At 45.1% G+C, this 16819-nt stretch carries 24 protein-coding genes; 9 read left to right on the forward strand and 15 right to left on the reverse strand.

Annotation, left to right across the window (positions count from 1 at the left end; translation table 11 throughout):
- The first annotated feature begins 198 nt into the window (after positions 1 to 198).
- Positions 199 to 948 (forward strand): metal ABC transporter ATP-binding protein, encoded by a 750-nt coding sequence (locus SIB64_RS09075; protein WP_413439916.1) that lies wholly within the window; start codon positions 199 to 201, stop codon positions 946 to 948.
- Here the strand turns inward: SIB64_RS09075 and SIB64_RS09080 are convergent.
- The 6 genes from SIB64_RS09080 to SIB64_RS09105 form a co-directional block, all read right to left on the reverse strand.
- Positions 945 to 1238, reverse strand: a complete 294-nt coding sequence (locus SIB64_RS09080; protein WP_413439917.1) for a hypothetical protein — start codon at positions 1236 to 1238, stop codon at positions 945 to 947. The genes SIB64_RS09075 and SIB64_RS09080 overlap by 4 nt on opposite strands.
- Positions 1219 to 2445, reverse strand: coding sequence for a flotillin family protein (locus tag SIB64_RS09085; RefSeq protein WP_413439918.1), 1227 nt, complete (start codon positions 2443 to 2445; stop codon positions 1219 to 1221). Before SIB64_RS09085 ends, SIB64_RS09080 begins: the two co-directional genes overlap by 20 nt.
- The gene (locus SIB64_RS09090; protein WP_413439919.1) at positions 2445 to 3773 is read right to left on the reverse strand and encodes a flotillin family protein; all 1329 of its coding nucleotides are present in this window, start codon (positions 3771 to 3773) and stop codon (positions 2445 to 2447) included. The genes SIB64_RS09085 and SIB64_RS09090 overlap by 1 nt, the downstream gene beginning before the upstream one ends.
- Before the next feature lie 76 nt (positions 3774 to 3849).
- Positions 3850 to 4320, reverse strand: a complete 471-nt coding sequence (locus SIB64_RS09095) for an NfeD family protein (RefSeq protein WP_413439920.1) — start codon at positions 4318 to 4320, stop codon at positions 3850 to 3852.
- A gap of 23 nt (positions 4321 to 4343) precedes the next feature.
- Positions 4344 to 5681 (reverse strand): 1-acyl-sn-glycerol-3-phosphate acyltransferase, encoded by a 1338-nt coding sequence (locus tag SIB64_RS09100; RefSeq protein ID WP_413439921.1) that lies wholly within the window; start codon positions 5679 to 5681, stop codon positions 4344 to 4346.
- Between the two features lie 157 nt (positions 5682 to 5838).
- Entirely contained in the window at positions 5839 to 6081 is a 243-nt protein-coding gene (locus SIB64_RS09105) for a hypothetical protein (RefSeq protein WP_413439922.1), read from the reverse strand.
- Between the two features lie 174 nt (positions 6082 to 6255).
- Between SIB64_RS09105 and SIB64_RS09110 the strand changes: the two genes are divergently transcribed.
- Complete coding sequence (locus SIB64_RS09110) at positions 6256 to 7095, forward strand: metal ABC transporter permease (RefSeq protein WP_413442958.1); 840 nt, start codon at positions 6256 to 6258, stop codon at positions 7093 to 7095.
- A gap of 12 nt (positions 7096 to 7107) precedes the next feature.
- Here SIB64_RS09110 and SIB64_RS09115 read toward each other — a convergent pair whose 3' ends face one another.
- The 3 genes from SIB64_RS09115 to SIB64_RS09125 are packed head-to-tail and all read right to left on the reverse strand — an operon-like array spanning position 7108 to position 8814.
- Entirely contained in the window at positions 7108 to 7911 is an 804-nt protein-coding gene (locus tag SIB64_RS09115) for an ABC transporter ATP-binding protein (RefSeq protein ID WP_413439923.1), read from the reverse strand.
- Positions 7904 to 8359 carry an NUDIX hydrolase gene (locus SIB64_RS09120; RefSeq protein ID WP_413439924.1) on the reverse strand — a complete coding sequence of 152 codons (456 nt, stop codon included), beginning with the start codon at positions 8357 to 8359 and terminating at the stop codon, positions 7904 to 7906. Before SIB64_RS09120 ends, SIB64_RS09115 begins: the two co-directional genes overlap by 8 nt.
- The gene (locus tag SIB64_RS09125) at positions 8329 to 8814 is read right to left on the reverse strand and encodes a hypothetical protein (protein WP_413439925.1); all 486 of its coding nucleotides are present in this window, start codon (positions 8812 to 8814) and stop codon (positions 8329 to 8331) included. Before SIB64_RS09125 ends, SIB64_RS09120 begins: the two co-directional genes overlap by 31 nt.
- Positions 8815 to 8849: 35 nt before the next feature.
- On the opposite strand from SIB64_RS09125, the gene SIB64_RS09130 reads away from it, so the two are divergent.
- A complete protein-coding gene (locus SIB64_RS09130; protein WP_413442959.1) occupies positions 8850 to 9044 on the forward strand; it encodes a hypothetical protein in 195 nt (64 codons plus the stop codon).
- A gap of 4 nt (positions 9045 to 9048) precedes the next feature.
- Here the strand turns inward: SIB64_RS09130 and SIB64_RS09135 are convergent, their stop codons facing one another.
- The gene (locus tag SIB64_RS09135; protein WP_413439926.1) at positions 9049 to 9567 is read right to left on the reverse strand and encodes a DUF4234 domain-containing protein; all 519 of its coding nucleotides are present in this window, start codon (positions 9565 to 9567) and stop codon (positions 9049 to 9051) included.
- On the opposite strand from SIB64_RS09135, the gene SIB64_RS09140 reads away from it, so the two are divergent.
- Together SIB64_RS09140 and SIB64_RS09145 are read left to right on the forward strand one after the other, a co-directional pair.
- Positions 9552 to 10010, forward strand: a complete 459-nt coding sequence (locus tag SIB64_RS09140) for a DUF2752 domain-containing protein (RefSeq protein ID WP_413439928.1) — start codon at positions 9552 to 9554, stop codon at positions 10008 to 10010. The genes SIB64_RS09135 and SIB64_RS09140 overlap by 16 nt on opposite strands.
- 259 nt (positions 10011 to 10269) lie before the next feature.
- On the forward strand, positions 10270 to 10950 hold the full coding sequence (locus SIB64_RS09145; protein ID WP_413439929.1) for an AhpC/TSA family protein: 681 nt from the start codon (positions 10270 to 10272) through the stop codon (positions 10948 to 10950).
- 65 nt (positions 10951 to 11015) lie between these two features.
- On the opposite strand, the gene SIB64_RS09150 is transcribed toward SIB64_RS09145, so the two are convergent.
- A complete protein-coding gene (locus SIB64_RS09150) occupies positions 11016 to 11258 on the reverse strand; it encodes a hypothetical protein (protein WP_413439930.1) in 243 nt (80 codons plus the stop codon).
- A gap of 218 nt (positions 11259 to 11476) precedes the next feature.
- Here SIB64_RS09150 and SIB64_RS09155 point away from each other — a divergent pair, with 218 nt between their 5' ends.
- The 3 genes from SIB64_RS09155 (at position 11477) to SIB64_RS09165 (ending at position 13078) form a co-directional block, all read left to right on the forward strand.
- Positions 11477 to 11695: a hypothetical protein gene (locus tag SIB64_RS09155; protein WP_413439931.1), complete on the forward strand. Its 219-nt coding sequence runs from the start codon at positions 11477 to 11479 to the stop codon at positions 11693 to 11695.
- A gap of 172 nt (positions 11696 to 11867) precedes the next feature.
- Positions 11868 to 12266, forward strand: coding sequence for a hypothetical protein (locus SIB64_RS09160; protein WP_413439932.1), 399 nt, complete (start codon positions 11868 to 11870; stop codon positions 12264 to 12266).
- Between the two features lie 161 nt (positions 12267 to 12427).
- Positions 12428 to 13078, forward strand: coding sequence for a class I SAM-dependent methyltransferase (locus tag SIB64_RS09165; protein WP_413439933.1), 651 nt, complete (start codon positions 12428 to 12430; stop codon positions 13076 to 13078).
- Between the two features lie 11 nt (positions 13079 to 13089).
- Here the strand turns inward: SIB64_RS09165 and SIB64_RS09170 are convergent, their stop codons facing one another.
- A complete protein-coding gene (locus SIB64_RS09170; protein WP_413439934.1) occupies positions 13090 to 13650 on the reverse strand; it encodes a hypothetical protein in 561 nt (186 codons plus the stop codon).
- A gap of 196 nt (positions 13651 to 13846) precedes the next feature.
- Positions 13847 to 14275, reverse strand: a complete 429-nt coding sequence (locus SIB64_RS09175) for a DUF427 domain-containing protein (RefSeq protein WP_413439935.1) — start codon at positions 14273 to 14275, stop codon at positions 13847 to 13849.
- A 424-nt stretch (positions 14276 to 14699) separates the two neighbouring features.
- On the opposite strand from SIB64_RS09175, the gene SIB64_RS09180 reads away from it, so the two are divergent.
- Positions 14700 to 15407, forward strand: a complete 708-nt coding sequence (locus SIB64_RS09180; protein ID WP_413439936.1) for an esterase/lipase family protein — start codon at positions 14700 to 14702, stop codon at positions 15405 to 15407.
- Positions 15408 to 15793: 386 nt separating this feature from the next.
- On the opposite strand, the gene SIB64_RS09185 is transcribed toward SIB64_RS09180, so the two are convergent.
- A complete protein-coding gene (locus tag SIB64_RS09185; protein ID WP_413439937.1) occupies positions 15794 to 16033 on the reverse strand; it encodes a hypothetical protein in 240 nt (79 codons plus the stop codon).
- 218 nt (positions 16034 to 16251) lie between these two features.
- Positions 16252 to 16812 (reverse strand): DUF1543 domain-containing protein, encoded by a 561-nt coding sequence (locus SIB64_RS09190; RefSeq protein WP_413439938.1) that lies wholly within the window; start codon positions 16810 to 16812, stop codon positions 16252 to 16254.
- Between the last annotated feature and the right edge of the window lie 7 nt (positions 16813 to 16819).

Genomic DNA, 16819 nt, shown 5'->3' on the forward strand with positions numbered 1-16819 from the left:
TGTATTCCATGGCTTTTGATTTGATTTCTCTATTGTTCATGGTCTCCCGTTCCCGGGGGGCATAGGACTGGTCCAGTTGATGCTTGAACAAAGTCATTGTTGTTTGCCAAGTCTTGTAGGATCTGCTGTGATTGATTCCCTGTTGTTTGGGCTCTTGGTTTCTTGAGGTGTTAAAATTGATCTATACAAAGGTTGTTTATGCGCGTTGAGGCCGACAGAGTTTGCGTTGAGTACAACGGAACTGTTGCACTTTACGATGCGACTCTTAATCTGCCGGCTGGTCGCATTTGTGGTTTAGTGGGGATGAATGGTGCCGGTAAATCAACACTTTTTAGGGCATTGACTGGATTTGTGAGGCCAGTTCGAGGCCGAATTCGTGTCAATGGTTTGACTGTGCATGAGGCTCAACGTCATCAATCCGTTGCTTATGTTCCACAAAATGAGGGAATCGATCCTCAGTTCCCCGTCTCGGTCTGGGATGTTGTCATGATGGGTCGGTATGGTTTGATGAATCTTTTAAGAATTGCAAGGGAATCTGATCGCGTTGCAGTGAAGGATGCTCTTGAGCGTGTTGATTTGTTGGATTTTGCCAGCAAGCCCATTGCTGTTCTTTCTGCTGGTCAACGCAAGCGAGCTTTTTTAGCACGCGCCATCGCTCAGCGCGCCGATGTTCTTCTCATGGATGAACCATTTAATGGTGTTGACATAAGGACCGAGAAACTGATGGCGCAGCTATTTCTTCAATTTCGTGACCAAGGCAGAACCATTTTGATTTCGACGCACGATTTGAGCCATGTGCGGGACTTTTGCGATGTTGTTGTTTTGATTAATAAAACCATCCTTGCTTATGGAGAAACATCAGAAGTCTTTACTCCTGAAAACCTGGCGATGACTTTTGGAGGATTGCCACCTGATTTGCTTAAGGGCAACAGCTCCTCCGACCATTAACCTGACCCTTTTGACATCATGTGGTTAAGGATGACTTGCTTGATTCTTGCTCGATCGCGTTCAACATAAATTTCGGCCCAATGTTCCGGCTTTGATTTTCTTATAAGTTCGGTAAAGTCACCGTCCAGTTCAGACATGATCTGTTCAATGAAGTCGTCTGGATTGTCACCAAAACTTGCATGTGATTTCAATACCTTGTCGAGGCGTTTGATAAGCTTTGACGCTTTGCTCATTTTTTTTATTTTACAGTTGATGTTGGCAACCAGTGGCTTATTCGGGGCTGGTTTCATCGGATTGCCCCTGAAGCAGCCGGATGCCTGTGCTGTCCTGCAACTGTCTCAACAATGTGGCTAACGACAGGTTGACCTGTCCTTCCCGCTCACCGATCAATGTGACTTCTTCAACTTCGATCGGTTTCACCGTTTCGCTCAACATTTTGAGCAATGGCTCCAGTTTTTGCAGCAGGAATAGCCTTTTCGCATCATCTCCTGAACGTTTCAGGGACTCCACAAGTTCTTGCAATCCCTCTGCCTGTGACCGACCTTCTTCAACGATCGTGGCCGCTTCACCTTTGGCATCTGCAATCATCGTTTCGCATTCAGATTCTGCAGGTGCGATTACATCTGCTTCCAACTGTTGCATCACCTGCTTGATTCTTTCCTCTTGAACTGGCAATTCAGCTTTTGCCCTGGCCAAATCAGCTCCTACTTTTGCTTGAACTTCTGCAACCAAAGCTGTTCTTCGAGTGAGGGCGTCCTTTTTTCTTTTCTCTGCATTGGCTGTTGCAATTGCAAGCTCTTTGTCGAGTCTTCTCAAGGCAGTGATGCGTCCGTTCTCTGCTTGCTTGACCGCTGATTGTGACGTTGCTTCGGCTTCAGCTATTCTAGAATCTCGCTTCAATTCCACCAGCTGCTTGCGGCCAATCGAATCCAGATAGCGCACATCATCCGAAATATTCTGTATCTGGAGTGTGTCCAGGACAAGTCCTAACTTCTGAAGATCGTCCTCTGCTTCATCGAGCAATGTTCGGGCAAATGTCACCTTGTCTTCGTTGAGTTGTTCAGGTGTGAGGCTGGCCATGACCCCACGCAAATTGCCTTCCAACGTTTCCTTCGCTATGTGACATACCTCCTCCTGGGTTTTTCCGATCAATCGTTCAACGGCATTGTCAATTCCTGGTTCTTCTCCACTGATCTTGATGTTTGCAACACCAGATACATTTAAGGGGACTCCACCTTTTGAGTATGCATTGGTGACTTGCAGATCAATAATTTTATTGCTTAAGTCGAGTCGCATAACCTCTTCCAAAACTGGAATTCTTAACGCACTCCCACCACGAACTGTTCTGTACCCTACGCGTTTTCCACTGCCCGTTGTTCGTCTGAGTCCGGCAAAGATCAACACTTCACTGGGCTGACATATGTAATAAAGTTGTCTCAATAATGAGACAAAAACCCAGATTCCTGCGGCTCCAGTGAGGCCAAGTGCTACAAACATCAATGATCTCCAGTTGAGGTTAAAGTGCCAAGCAAGTCGATCCCAAGGATCTCGTTGACCTGCTCGAAGAATTGTCGAACCACCACGTGATTCAAGGCCACAAGATTGGCCAGTGTCTCAGCATTGTTACCATCCAGTGCTGTGATTTTTTTCAATGTCAACCGTCCTGGTAGACGGGTGGCCTGGCTGAGGACCATTTCAATTTGCTGCAGTAAAAATACCAATTCTGCGGTGCTACCAGCATCCTCCCAAACTTGCGTCAGAAGATCATTGACCTGTGCACTGGCTTTGACATCCTCCGCCGTGGCCGCCGCCCGTCCGCGCGCTCTCAATTCTTTAGCCTTTTGACTGGCTTGGGCGGGCAAGATCTGTTCAGCCTTAAGGCGCAGACGTTCCAGTTCTGCACGTACTTTTTGCAATTGTTGTTCGGCACGAGCCCTGGCTTCGAGTTCTGCCGCTTCCGTCCGCTCTTCTTCCGATCGAGCCTCTTTTTCCATTTCTGCCACTTTTGTTCTGACGTCGTTGTCCTTCTGAATCACAACTGTTTCTGCTTCCGTTCGAACAACTTCGGCCACCTCTTCCATTTCTGCTTCAACGCGCTCAGCTTGTCCGATCGCTTCTGCTTCCGCGATTTCAGCATCTCGTACAATTTGTGCAACGCGTCGTCGACTGATTGAATTCAGGTAGTCAACATCGTCAAATACACTTTGAATCTTTAATGTATCCAGTTGAAGGCCAAGTCGTCGCATGTCAGCACCAACATCGTCAGCAATTTGTTCCGCAAACTTGAGCCGATCTTCATTCACTTGCTCGGGTGTCAATTGAGCTAGAACACTGCGCAGGTTTCCTTCAAGATTTTCCTTGGCAACCTGCACGATTTCCATGGGGTCATGACCAAGAAATCTCTCAATCGCATTGTTGCGTATTTCAGGATCTGTACTGACTTTTACATTGGCGATCGCTTGAATGTTTAGTGGTGTTCCTCCATGGGAATATGCATTGTTGACTTCAACGACAACTGGCAGGAGAGTGACGTCCATCCGCCGTGCTGTTTCCAGGATTGGCTTCACGAAGGTCCAGCCTCCGTTGGCGACGACGCGATAGCCACTAACACCTTGATCTTGCTGGCGCGATTTTGAACCTGTCACCACCAACATTTCATTGGGTCGGCAAATTCTGATCATCCAACGGCAAATTATCGTTAGCACCACAATGCTGACGACAACAGTGGCCGCACCCGCTATGACCACCTCACTGTTTTGATTCTCCCGATTGGATAGGAAGGCTGGAGTCGATGACTGGGTTTGTATCAATGGAACCGTCTTCACAATGTGATTAATTATTCCTTTCATTGATACACATAAAACATAGATCGAGTTCGTTATGCTCCAGATACTTTTCGATTTAAAGTTGTTCCACGGTCAGGGTGTGACCTTCGCATGTAAGAACAACAACTTGGGTGCCTTGCGGAATGGCTCCTTGACAACTGCGAGCTGGGCGCCGGATCAGGCTGCCTTTGACATTCAGTTCAACAAAACCTCTTGCATCCGCTCCGATTGCGAGGGTTACGCGTGCTTCGTGCCCAATGAGATCCTCAGCTCTGACAAGGCTATCCACATTGCGTTTCCCAATGAGCCGCAGCAGTTGCGCTGCTCCCCACCCCATGACCAGTCCTGCAAAACCAGCCACTACAGCAATGTGTGATTGGGATGGTGCAAGAAGCGTTGCCAACAACCCAAAGAGACCGAAGCTGCAAAGACTGAAAGACCAGAAGGGTGTGCTGAACAACAGCGTCAGTTGCCCGCCTGCTCCGTCACTGTCGAATCCTGAATCACTCGTCAGGCTCAGTGTGATCAGAATGCCACCGGAAACCAAGCAAAACAAATACGCAAGAAGCATTAATCCGAAACGTGTGTTTTAGGAATGTCTGTGGACATCAATCTCTCTAAGTCACGTTGCAAATCTACGGTGAGTTGTTGCACAGCCTCACGCCGATTATTTTTGTATTCATCAAGACGTTGCCGTACGGCAATCGGTTTTGCAACGGTGATCACTACTCGTTGAGGTCCAAACGATGGTTTCCCTTTCCAGGGTTTATCTTCAATCCATCCAATCGCTTCTTCCAGTAATTCCACCATTTCTGCAAATCGATCGAAACTGGGTTGATCCTTGATGTAATGCCCGCTGATGCTTGTGAAGTGCTCCACAAGACGCATGTGAGTCAGCTGCTGATCAGCTTCCCTGGCTTCCCAATCGGCCAGGCTGCGATCCAGCGCTGAGAGTTGGTCGAGATTCTCCCTGTAAATCCGATCCCAACCTGCTTGCTCAATCCGACGGCAGCGTTCTTGGAGTGTTCCACTCGCTCTGAGCCCGAAATGGCTTTCGCCCTTACGCAATCCATGCAGCCGATAGTCCTCGATTCGATCGGCCATCGACTGATCGGCAACCGGTTTGATTCGTTCCAGTTGTTCCAGGGCTGCGAGCAGGGTCATTCCAATCTCCAACAATCGATCGCGACGACCCTTTGAGGGGTCTCGATTGAGTCCGAGGTGGACTTCGAGACCTTCAAGCCTCGCATCAATGTGGGACCAATTTGGTCGGCGCCAGCAGTAGCGAACGCCGACAGGAACGACATGGACATCCCGCCGGTCCTGACAAGCTTCCATATCAGTGGCTGCCCAGAAGGCTAGTTGCGCCACCCCTGGCTCCAGAGGCGCCATCTCCTCCGAAAGATTATTGGTGGCGCCCTCTGGAGCCACCACCAGCGGATACCGCCCTTGGCTGAGTGTTTCACGCGCCTGTTTCAGGGCAGGACGATCCAGTCGTCCACGATGGATGGCGATGCCTCCGCTGCGCTGCAGCAACCATCCAATGATCGGTCCAGCCCAAATTGGGATCCCACGGTCATACAGAAATCGCAATTGAACAGGCTTCTGATCGATCCGCCCCTGCCGACGTGCTTCGCTCGGTAGGGCATTCCAGAACAGGTCCGCCAGAACTAGTGGATCACGGGGACTGGGATGGCGGAACGCAATTAGGAGATTGCATTCCCCCCTTCGACTCGCAGCAATTTGCTCGAGCAGATCTGATGCGGCTGCTCTGGTGTCACGTCTTAACCGTTGCCCGGCGAACACGACCGGCAGAAGACGTCGCAGCCCAGCCTGAACGATTCGGCTGGCTCGTGTCGGTAGCCGTCTCAGCGATGGTCGAGCAGTGAGGAGCGTTGCACGCGGCACGCGAAACAGGATGTTGAAAACTGGCTCTTCTGTAGCAGTTCTTTTGTCTGAATGATCACAATCCTTCCCATTCCATCGCGATGCACTGGATTGAAGGTCTTCAACAGATGTTTTCTCTGCTTCTCCCCATCGCCTGTTTCAGATCACCAGTTCTGAATCACGGCTGATCTCTTGTGGATTTCAAGTGATGGGTCCCATGGTTGTCTTGAACTGAGTGTCGTGCAGCAGGTGCTGTTCCTGCACTAAGGCTCCATGGCTTAAGAGTCCCTTCTAAGGAAGGGGTAGCTGCTGTCATCGAATGATTGGCGAAGACGTTTTGATGTCCTTCCACTTGATGTCCTTCCACAGCGCTGCGACATTTTTCATGCATCGCCGCTGTTCCGTTAGCAAGGACGGTCACGCCATCCGATCAGATGGCTCAAATGTCCTGTTTGGATGCGTGCAATCACGACGACCTGAGCGATTTCAAAGCGTCTTGAACTGACCGTCTTGGCTGACTGGATGGTTTGGCGTGGCTTCCGTGCTGCCGTGGGATGATCTTTGTCGAGCGAGGCTTTGGTCAAAGACCATTGTTATGGATTGGTTGTTAGAGCCTCTCAGTCATGGATTCATGGTTCGGGCACTGCTTGTCAGTTCCCTTGTTGGCGGCGTCTGCGGCTTGCTTTCCTGTTATCTGACGCTCAAGGGTTGGGCTCTCATGGGTGATGCGGTTTCCCATGCAGTTCTTCCCGGAGTTGTTCTTGCCTATGGACTTGGCTTGCCTTTTTCGTTGGGCGCCTTTGTTTTTGGCGTTGGTTCAGTGGCGGCTATCGGTTTTGTTAAACAGAAATCACGGGTGAAGGAAGATACCGTAATTGGTCTTGTGTTTACTGGTTTTTTTGCTCTCGGTCTAGTCATGGTTTCCAAGACACGAAGCAATATTGATCTCACGCATATTTTATTCGGAAATGTCCTAGGAATTTCCGCATCAGATATTCATCAAACCTTGATTATATCTGCTTTGGTGGTTGTATCTCTCCTCGTGTTCCGAAGGGACCTGATGTTGTTTTGTTTTGATCCAACTCATGCCCGTTCGATTGGTATCAACACAGGGTTCTTGCATTACCTCTTGCTAGGCCTGATGTCCTTGGCAGCAGTTGTCGGGCTTCAGACAGTGGGGATCATCTTGGTTGTTGCGATGTTGGTTACCCCAGGCGCTACGGCATATCTCCTGACGGACCGTTTTGATCGGATGACAGTTCTAGCAATTTTGAGTAGTGTTCTTTCAAGTGTCTTGGGCGTATTTATCAGCTATTGGACCGATAGCTCAACCGCTGGCTGCATCGTGCTCGTGCAAACAGCGCAATTCATTTTTGCATTTCTATTTGCTCCACGTCATGGAATACTTCGCAGTTCTCATGGTTTAATGTCTTGAGGAGCCTGGGCATCACACAGAGCTGAAACGGTTGGGCAAAACCTGATGAAATCCCTGATGATGCACTACGGATAAAGGTGTTTCGTATAAGTCGCTGAGAGGATTGTCACGTAATAATTCCCCGGCAGGTCCATCATTAATAATCTTTCCTTTCTTGATGAAAACCACCCGTTCGATTTCGGGCAAGATGGCATCAATTCGATGGGTAATTAGCAGAAGAGTTGTCCCTTCTCGACACAGCTCCTGTAAATTTATCAGGAGTTGGTGGCATGCCTGAAGATCCAGGGCTCGTGTTGGTTCGTCCAAAACCAGAACCTCTGGTTGATGCACTACTGCTCTAGCCAACATCAATCGACGACGTTGACCGTCTGAAAGTTCACCAAAAGGTTCTTCTTTAATTGAATCTAGATTCAGCCTATTTAGTAACGTTACAACAGATCCTAGCTGTTGGTGATTTGGAACTTGGTCTCGTCCCAAACGCGTAGCACCAAAAAAGGCACTCAAGATAATGTCAATACCTGTTGTTTTTGGATGGAATCGACTTTCCATATCAGTGGTCAAGGTGCCGATTCTTTGTCGCAACTGCCAGAGATTGATAACTTCTTCACCAAACAACTTCAGGTGGCTGTCTGGTTTAACAAGGGGGTACAGATTCCGGTTAATCAGTTTTGCGAGAGTGCTTTTTCCTGCACCGTTGGGGCCTAGTACAGCTGTGGATTCACCCAGTCGTAAACTGAGGGTTAGATTCTCGAAAAAAAAGCGTCGTTCAAATTTAATCTCAACATTTAATGCCTCAAACCAGATCTGATTATTCATTTAATCCTTCCATCCAGCGTTCAAGAACGATCTTTAGACCAATGACAATAGGTCTTGTTTCTTGACACACATGGCTCCAGATCTGCCCTTGACGAATCTGTTCAAGAGTGACGAGTTGGATCTCTTGGCCTTCTTGCAGGCATAGCTCTGAGATTGAAACACTCAGTTTTCCCAGAAAGATGTGTGCTATTCGATCACCACCGTCGTGGCTAAACCAGTGCCGCAGGGGGCCAGGTGGATTCCAGCCGATCTCTTCGTTCAATTCCCGAGTCATTGCATCAGCTGGCCGTTCACCTGGCTCCAGGTGACCACCAAACAACCCCCATTGCCCCGGGTACACGATTTTTTCATCATCATCACGGAGCTGCAGCAACCAGCAATCATCGCGTTCGAGCACGGCCAAGGCCACTTCAGCTTTCACTGTTCTGTCGTCTCCAATCGTTTCCATAGAGCCACTCCACCTCCCCGTCCCCTTGCGGCAAGCCAATCACTCCCATCTTGGCGATTCAGGTCGATCAGAGCAAAAAAGGGGGTTCTGTTTGCTGATGGTTCAGGTAACACCTTTCTTAGCAGGGTTATGGAACCAAAATTCAACACCAGCGTCGAAAACCGAAACAACAAAAGCGGTCTGTCACCTTTAAGTTCGGCTTTTCCCTCAAAGCGCAACTTCAGACTCCCCAAGCAAACCTGATTGCAGATTTTCAGGATGTTGTCCTGGGTTTGCAGTTGAAGTTGTGCGCCAACCAAACGCAACAGAGGACTTGTTCCAGGAGGTGGCAATGCCCCTTCCCGGGTCCAGTTTTGCATGAGCAACCAGACGCCGTTCAGGTCAGATGATCTGATACCACTGCCTTGTCGACGGGAGCTGCTCTCCCGTGAGAGGATCTGATCAATTGTGATCATGGGCTTACTGCAGGTTTGATGTTCTGATGAGTCCAATGGAATCCAAGCAACGGCGCACACCGCCCATCACTGATCTCCTGTTGCGTGGTCTTCGGATCGGGGCAAGCACAATTGCCATTGTTGAATTACTGCGTAATGACTGGCTGGGCGGTGGTTTATCCAGTTTGGCTTGGTTGATTTTTGTACAAGTTGAACGCCGGCGAGCTTCTGTTGATCAAAGTGATACCTAGAACATTACATATCATTTGGCCTTGCTCCGAAGCAGTATTCCATGGCCGCTTGTATTTCGAGAATCAACCAAATGTCAAAAATGAAAGCAATTAAAGACAATATTCCTGAAGAGGCAATAAATAGAGCAAAACTTGCGATGCTCCCGTATAAGATAATCTCTTTGAGATGTTTTCTTGGTGGACGTAGTGTCATTGATCGTGACAATCCTTTCGGGAGTTCCTCCATTGCTATCGCTTGAGCCTGACGAGCCACTTCGTATTGAAAATAAATTCCTGCGATTCCAAATGTGATTATTGTTAGTATAACTGCCCATCCTGGTGTCATCATCTTTTTGTCAGTAAGATTGAAATTATTGAGAGCAATGATCCAACGGTAAAGTAGATAGAGTGAATACAGGCCGAACGTGATAATAGTTAGGACGACGATTAGGGCGGGATTAACATGCTCTATAGGTTGATGTCGACTCATGCAATTTAAATCTACTTTCACGATCATACCTCTAACATATGCACTGTCGATCATCCTGTGCAGTTGTGAGGCCAAAATATTCTCATCAAACGCGTGGTTATCGACGTCGTTGGATCTCGTTGACTACCCCTTTGATCATTTTTTACCTGGTTGCACGAGATCGTTATTCATGGTTGCCTGGTTGGTCTTGTCCAATCCGTCATGCAACTGGCCTCCCATGTCCTGGTTGCTACTTGACACGTTCCATTTCTTACAGCCTCACCGGCCAACTTGGTGAGGCATTGTATTGGCACGTTATGGGCCCGCCCATTGCTATCACCCTTCTAGGCTTTTGTGGTCTAACCATATTCGGTCAACCAGTGATCTGGACAAAAAAGCTTCGATATGTCCTACTCCTGTTTATTTTCTCTCTTTTCGTCGTCTGGATTGTAAGGCTCATTCTTCAAATTGTCTTCCATGTGAAAGCCTTTCCGGTTGATCCTCTTCTGTCAATATAATCGAAAAAAGCTGATTTAATATTAGCGCTGTTTGATTATTATGCTTTTAGTATTTGACGTACGAAATTTATGTACTTCTTGTCCCTTGCCAGTTTTTGACTGTATGTATTTTTCTTTGGCGTCAATGTGCCATGTTTGTCTTCGTGGATTATAAATACTAAATCTAGTATTCTCTCTTGTCCAAAGATGCATTGAGTTTGAAATTGGTGCGCCATTCATACTGAATCGGTTAAAATTAAAATCAGCTTCTTTGCATCACTTGCTAGCCCCTACTTCACTGCTTGAATTCCTGTCAAAGCATTCCTCCTCGAATGATTATCAAAAAAATCTTATTATTATCTGTGGGCAACTTGGAGATTTTGATTCTGTCGAATACGCTCAAGCTCTTGTTCCAGCTTTAGATCGCCTAAGACAGGCTGATATTAATGTTCTTTTGATTGGTATTGGTGATTGTTTGGGGGCTGACCGCTTCTGTGTTTATACAGGATTCCCTCGCGACCAAGTCGTTGTTGAACCCAATAATAAACTACATCGTGATTGCAGTCTGTACGAGGGATTAAAAACAGGACTGAATCCATGGTTTAATTTGTTATTGATGTGCGCTGGTATTGGCTCTCCAGGAACATTGAAAGAAGTTTTAAGGGGGTATATTGGTGATCGCAGTGCCCAATCAAGAATTCACAATTCACTGTTTAATCTTATCGGTGGAGATGAGTTTTTAAGACCATTTGAGTTGGCGACCGTCCGTTTACAGAACATGATAGAAGTTATATCCCACTGGAACATTTATGTTCCAAATTATCAATGGCTTTGTCAACGTGGTGCCACATTCATTCTCAATAGTGAGAATGATGTCATCTACAGTTATTTTGACACTGGAATACTCGGTTTCTCTGAAACGATGGCAGAACCACTATCTTTTCTGAATCGCTATATATGATCAATTGTAGCGATTAAAGTCAATTTTGCCTAAATTTTTTTGATAGTCTAATGCTGCTCTGCCCGCTAAATTTTTGATTTTGGATCTAAAATTTCCATCAGTCTTTGATGTTCAGATTGATCGATAAGGTTTTGACTCAATAAAAGATCAAGAACCTTTGGATTAACGGGAAGCTTTGTCATGTCCATGATATTCCTGCATAACTTGAGAGTCTCTGCGAGGATTATTTGCGATGCCATTTCTGGCTTCATCTCTGCAAATTTACTCTGAATATCTTCCATTAATTTGTCTTTTTGCTCTTGATTCATGACGTCAGGAATTTAAACTCATCATAACTGCTTTCTATGATTTTGCTACTATATGTTGCTTCGCCAATGGTGTAGCCCCAAACATTTCATTAGTGTTTTTGCTTGGTTTTCACTTTGCCCAGATTCAAATTTTGATCAGAAGCTGCTTACTTTCGTGACATAGCATGTTAAGCCACCAAAAATCGTGTAATTTATTCTGGATAATCTGCGTATGATTCATGGCAGCGATGTCAAATAGAGCCCTAGACACACTCGCTGTTGTATTGGCCACCACCGTTGTTGTTTCAGAACGTCTCTTGTGGCCGATCCTTCTCTTCGCTCTCAAGAGTTTAGAACGCTTGATTATCGTTCAACCTGCAAAGGATCCATTGCCTGAATTACGTGTTGAAGAGAAAGAGCTTGAACCGATACTTCGTCAAGACTCTAATCAGGTTTAAAACAAGAATCACCAAGAATTCCTGTGTTTTGCCTTTCTGATCTAAAGTTTTTAACTTAGAAAAGGATTCTTTATTTTGATGGTACGTACCCTGTTATATTGATGATATTGGCTTTTTTAAGTTGCTTCTTTTTAATCGTTCCAGATTCAATATCCTCTTCTGGATTCTTTTCATGATCACTCCAACGGTTGGTCATTCTTCAAGCCAGTGGGTCCCGGAAGAGGAACCACCGAATTGGTATGAGGTTCGTCAAGAATTAATGAGTACAAATCGCTTCACAGATTCTGCCTGGATCTATGTTGAATCTCTTCAAAGCGAGAAGGTCCTTGCAGCTGAATATTTGGCAGATGTCAATAGAATATCCGATACCGTTAATTTTAACGGTGCATTGATTATGCGTCGCTTGCCTTCACCAGAATGGGTTGTTCGTATTTTTCCCATGCGCGCATTGTGTGGGAAAGGATTGTTGCAGCGTCAAGATCCTAGAGGCGTATGGAAGGATTATCCTGGCCGTACTGACACGTTCAAAAAAGTCAATTGGATTTGTTCTCTCGCTCCGTTTGAGTCCTAGATCATTTCTTGTACTAGCGAGTATGAATCTCTGTTTTTCAGCTACTTTGCTCAAATTTAAGGCGCGGGCTATTGAAATATTTTTTTGCTGAGGAGATTTATATCCGTTCGCGTTTCGCGCTGCTCATTGGCTATTTTAGAGTTGCTTAGTTCTTTTTTCTTATGAGCTACCTAAAGGTTTTAGATGATTCACAACGTTATAAACTAGATTCTAGTGATGATCAATTGTTTTATCAAGAGCCTCGCTTTGTCCATCATTTAGATCAGCCTTTTCGAAATCGCCTCACTCAGCTTTACAGAGATCGAATTCCCCCTTGCGCAGTTGTGCTCGATTTAATGAGCAGTTGGGTGAGTCATCTCCCTGATGATATTTCATACGAAAAGGTTATTGGTCATGGTTTAAATGAGGATGAGCTTGCCTCGAATCCACGTTTTGAATCCTACTGGTTACAAAATCTAAATAAAGACCAAAAATTGCCCCTTACAGATGAATCAGTGGACGTCGTACTGATCGTTGCTGGATGGCAGTATTTGCAACAACCAGAAGCTGTCGCTTCTGAGCTATATCGTGTCACACGTCGAAAAGGATCGATGATTGTAGCTTTTTCGAACAGAATGTTTTTTTCGAAGGCACCTCAAATCTGGACTGACTATGGTGATCTTGATCACTTAAACTATGTCTCCTCGGTTGCCACTGCGCAGGGATGGAAAACTTCAGAACTGATTATGGAAGACACATACAAAACCGGATTAATGGGTCTAATGGGCAGCAAAGGCGATCCATTTTTGGCGGCAATATGTTGCAAGGAATAATTTATATTGCCCTAGCATACGATTAAATCCTCATAATTGTACGCACTTCCAAAGTCGATTTCGAACGAGCTATCTTCTCGATCTGATTTTTGTGATTCAAAAGTTAGCCTTGGTGCTCTAAAGAGATACTCTTCAATTTGAAATTGAAATGCTCCTCTTCCTTCTATTTTTCTAAGATTAAGAGCATCATTGTAGTCATCTGATGTGTAATCTGTTAATGCGTCTTTTACTCTAAAACCATCTTTTGCAACTGAAATCATGACCTCATCATCTTCATAGACATCATTCCTATTCATATCGAGCCAGAAATCAACCTGCGTTCGTATGCTTTTGCCTGATTTCCTGGAGTGAACTGTAAATTCACCTTTTAAGTTTTCATTTTTTGTTTCTCCATCTTTTGTGAGGTCAAAACGATAAGTACGTATTTTGCAGCCTTTGTATTTCCCTTTCTCTTTTCGATCAAATTTCCATTGCCCTATATATTCACCTTCATCAAGCTCGATTTGTTGACCCTGCCAATCTGCTGATGGCGAAACGATATCGATCTCTGGCATGGGCGCAAGTTCTTCCATGTCTTCCGGCATAACGTGGCTTGAATGGGCATGTGCTAACGAATTCTCTGCCATTCTTAATTGTATAAAAAATAAGTCTAGTTTAAATAGATGAATCCTGCAAGTTTTTTGTTTTCTATTCAAGTTTATTGTAAATTTCTCGCTGTCTATTAGATCACTTGCTTTTTCCGAATTTAAGAATTCAGTGTTCTCTTGCCTAGATCAACTCGGGATGTTCTGGATCACCTTTGAATGGCCCTTGAATTCTAGAAGTGATCCATCCACCATAAAATCCACCTTTTTGCGCTTCAACCTTTTCAGTGTTGACCCAGCAGCTGTCCATTAATTGTGGATAAACTGCATACCATCCAGCTATTTCTTTAAAACATTCAGATGGATTTGGATAGGCCCAAATCGAGTTATTGATTGTTTTTTCTCCAACTTTAATATTGTAATACGATGCAATGCCTTTCCACTCGCAAAAGGAGGGGCGAACGTTGTTTTTTCTTAGAAATTGTTCCTTAACACAATTTGGTGGGAAATAGTAAGTTGGTGGGTGATATGTTTCTAGGATTCGTGCGCTGTGGTTTGTTTGAATTATGATTTCCCCTAAGGCGATCACCTTGATATTTTCTGTACTGAACATGATTTGAGGCGGCCGAGGGTAGTTTTTGACAAACTCCTCATCTGTTGTGGAAGGCATAAGCACTCACTGTTTAGTCGGTTAATTCTAAGTATTTTTACATGCTAACACTTCTACACAATGTTTTCACGTCCTTATTCGATTCTGGGGGTGGACGATTCGATTTTTTGGGCCATTGTGTTATTTACTTGCCTGAATGCTTTGGTTTTTAAAATTCCTGAAATTCATTCCTGGCATTTTCGCATCGTGTTGCTTGGCCAACGAATTTTGCTTGAGGCGTCGTCTGATGATGAACTTCTGAGTACGATCCTAGAGCCCGGATTCAGTAGAATTCACAGCTGTTATGAGCTTGTTCGGTTTCCCCAATGTGCCCTGATCCATGGACGTCAATCCATGTGATTGACTTAGGGGTCAAAGGGATGATCCTTTGCAACGTCGATTCTCGCTAGAGCAACCCGTTCTGATCCTTGGTGGATTTCTGATTACGGATGAAGCCTATGAACCTTTAGCGAACTGGCTTCGTTCCCAGATCAATCAACCTGTGGTTGTTGTTCATGTTTCACGTCTCGATTGGCTCTTAACCAGTCAATCCTCTGGCTGGATACGTTTGTTGGACCGTGTAGATGCTGCTGTGCGCACTCTGCATTCTGATTCCTCTACAGGACGTGTGACATTGATCGGTCACAGTTCTGGTGGAGTGATGCTTCGGCCTTATCTCAGCCATCAAGCCTTCGGCGGAAGGGCGTATGGCGGAGAGGAGTTCTGCAACCACCTGATCACTCTTGGGAGTCCTCATCAGGCATTGCGTGCCACGTCTTTGAGGTCCTTGGTTTCCCAGACATTTCCTGGTTGCCCTGAGTTGAGGACCGTTGAGTATGTCTCGATCGCTGGTGAGCTGAATTTGCAGGGTCCGCAGTCTTCCTCTTTCAGTCGGCTGTCAGCCACCTCGTCCTATCGCCAGATCTGCGGAGACTCAAGCTCAGTTGGTGATGGATTGGTACCCGTTTGTTCCGCTTTGTTGGAGGATTCAATTCCAATCGTTCTTCCAAACACTGCTCACGGTGGATTGTTTGGCAAGCCTTGGTATGGCTCTCCAGAACGTATTGAGGAATGGTGGAGCGCCATTGCTGATTGACTTTTTGCTAACAATGGGAGTTATATTCTACTTTAAAGTCAACCCTTTTGCAGGTAATTGCATGATTATATTCTGATGCCAATCTACTTCCACGTATTAATCTATCTTTGTTCGATCATTATTAATCTTTAAACGTCCTCTATTTACTTCTATCAAGAACAAACCAACATATTACAATCAAGCCAGACAAGCTTGTGATTGTGTAGATCCAGTCTGCATAAGGAGTCCAGAACATTGATGCATTCTAAACGCATATGGAAATTATTCGGTTGGTAGTAGCTTGTCAAGCTTATCTCTTCCCTTTTCGGACCACTCAACGTACTAACTAGTTACTTTAACCTATTTCATGGAGGACTCATATTATGTTTATGTACTGCTTTGACATATCAGTCACCAAAGCCCTTCTGATCAATTGCATTTTGCGCTTCGTTTTCAGTTTTCTTGCCTTGCGTTGCCAGGCGACTGTCAATCCATCTGGAAATCACATACACACCAATAAACATGGGTGTGTAAATAATCCACATGTTTTCATATTCAATGGTACTGTTGTTGACAATCACCAATGCAACGTAACTTAAGACCATATAAATTAAAACCCTACGAGCAGCTGGGAATTTTTTGAACATGAATTTTATAAATCTCATACATTATACCACAATAAGGTCTTTCTGTTTTTTAATATGATAATCAATATCAGTGCCATTGATCTAACTCGACAGCGTTTATATCAATATAATCTTCCAAATTTTTTTTTAAATTATCTTTTACGCTTTAACCATCGCCATACAAGGTTGCCTAAGACATTGTTTTTGGATTGATACATAGATTAGATATCTCCTCTATATCAGATTGGCCAGTACCCATACCAATCAGGTGCATGGTTTTCTTTTATATTATCATTGCTCTTTTTGGACAACTCTATTGTCCATTCATCATTTCCTTCAATAAGTTGAAGCTGGTCAATTCCATCCGACTTGACTTCGTGGAGGTCATCCTTGTGTTGCTTCTCCAGTCCATGAAGCCACTTTTTCCTGGCTTTCGCTTTTGCAGAGAAGGATGTATTCGCCACAACTAGTCCATACTCGTGTTGTTCAGCCATTTTATTTTTCTCATAAGCACCTATGTTGACAAACCAGAGTTTCACCGATCCGTGAATAGATCTCTCGGTTGGCACTCTTGTACAAATATTAATTTCGTATCCATCCACTGCTTTGATTTCTTTGTAGCTGTCGATGTGCAACCCTTTTTTTATTCCCCACCATTTTTTTTTGAGTTCCGAAATTGTGTCTTTTATTGTTTCACCGACAACCCACCTAACATCATGCACTTCTATGTGGCAGCCTTTCACTCGACCCCCTAACACGACTAGAAAAAGTTTCTGCTTCAGATCAGGAGAATCCTTCATCAAGAAC

The organism is Synechococcus sp. MIT S1220 (assembly GCF_047303025.1).
Lineage (GTDB): Bacteria > Cyanobacteriota > Cyanobacteriia > PCC-6307 > Cyanobiaceae > Parasynechococcus.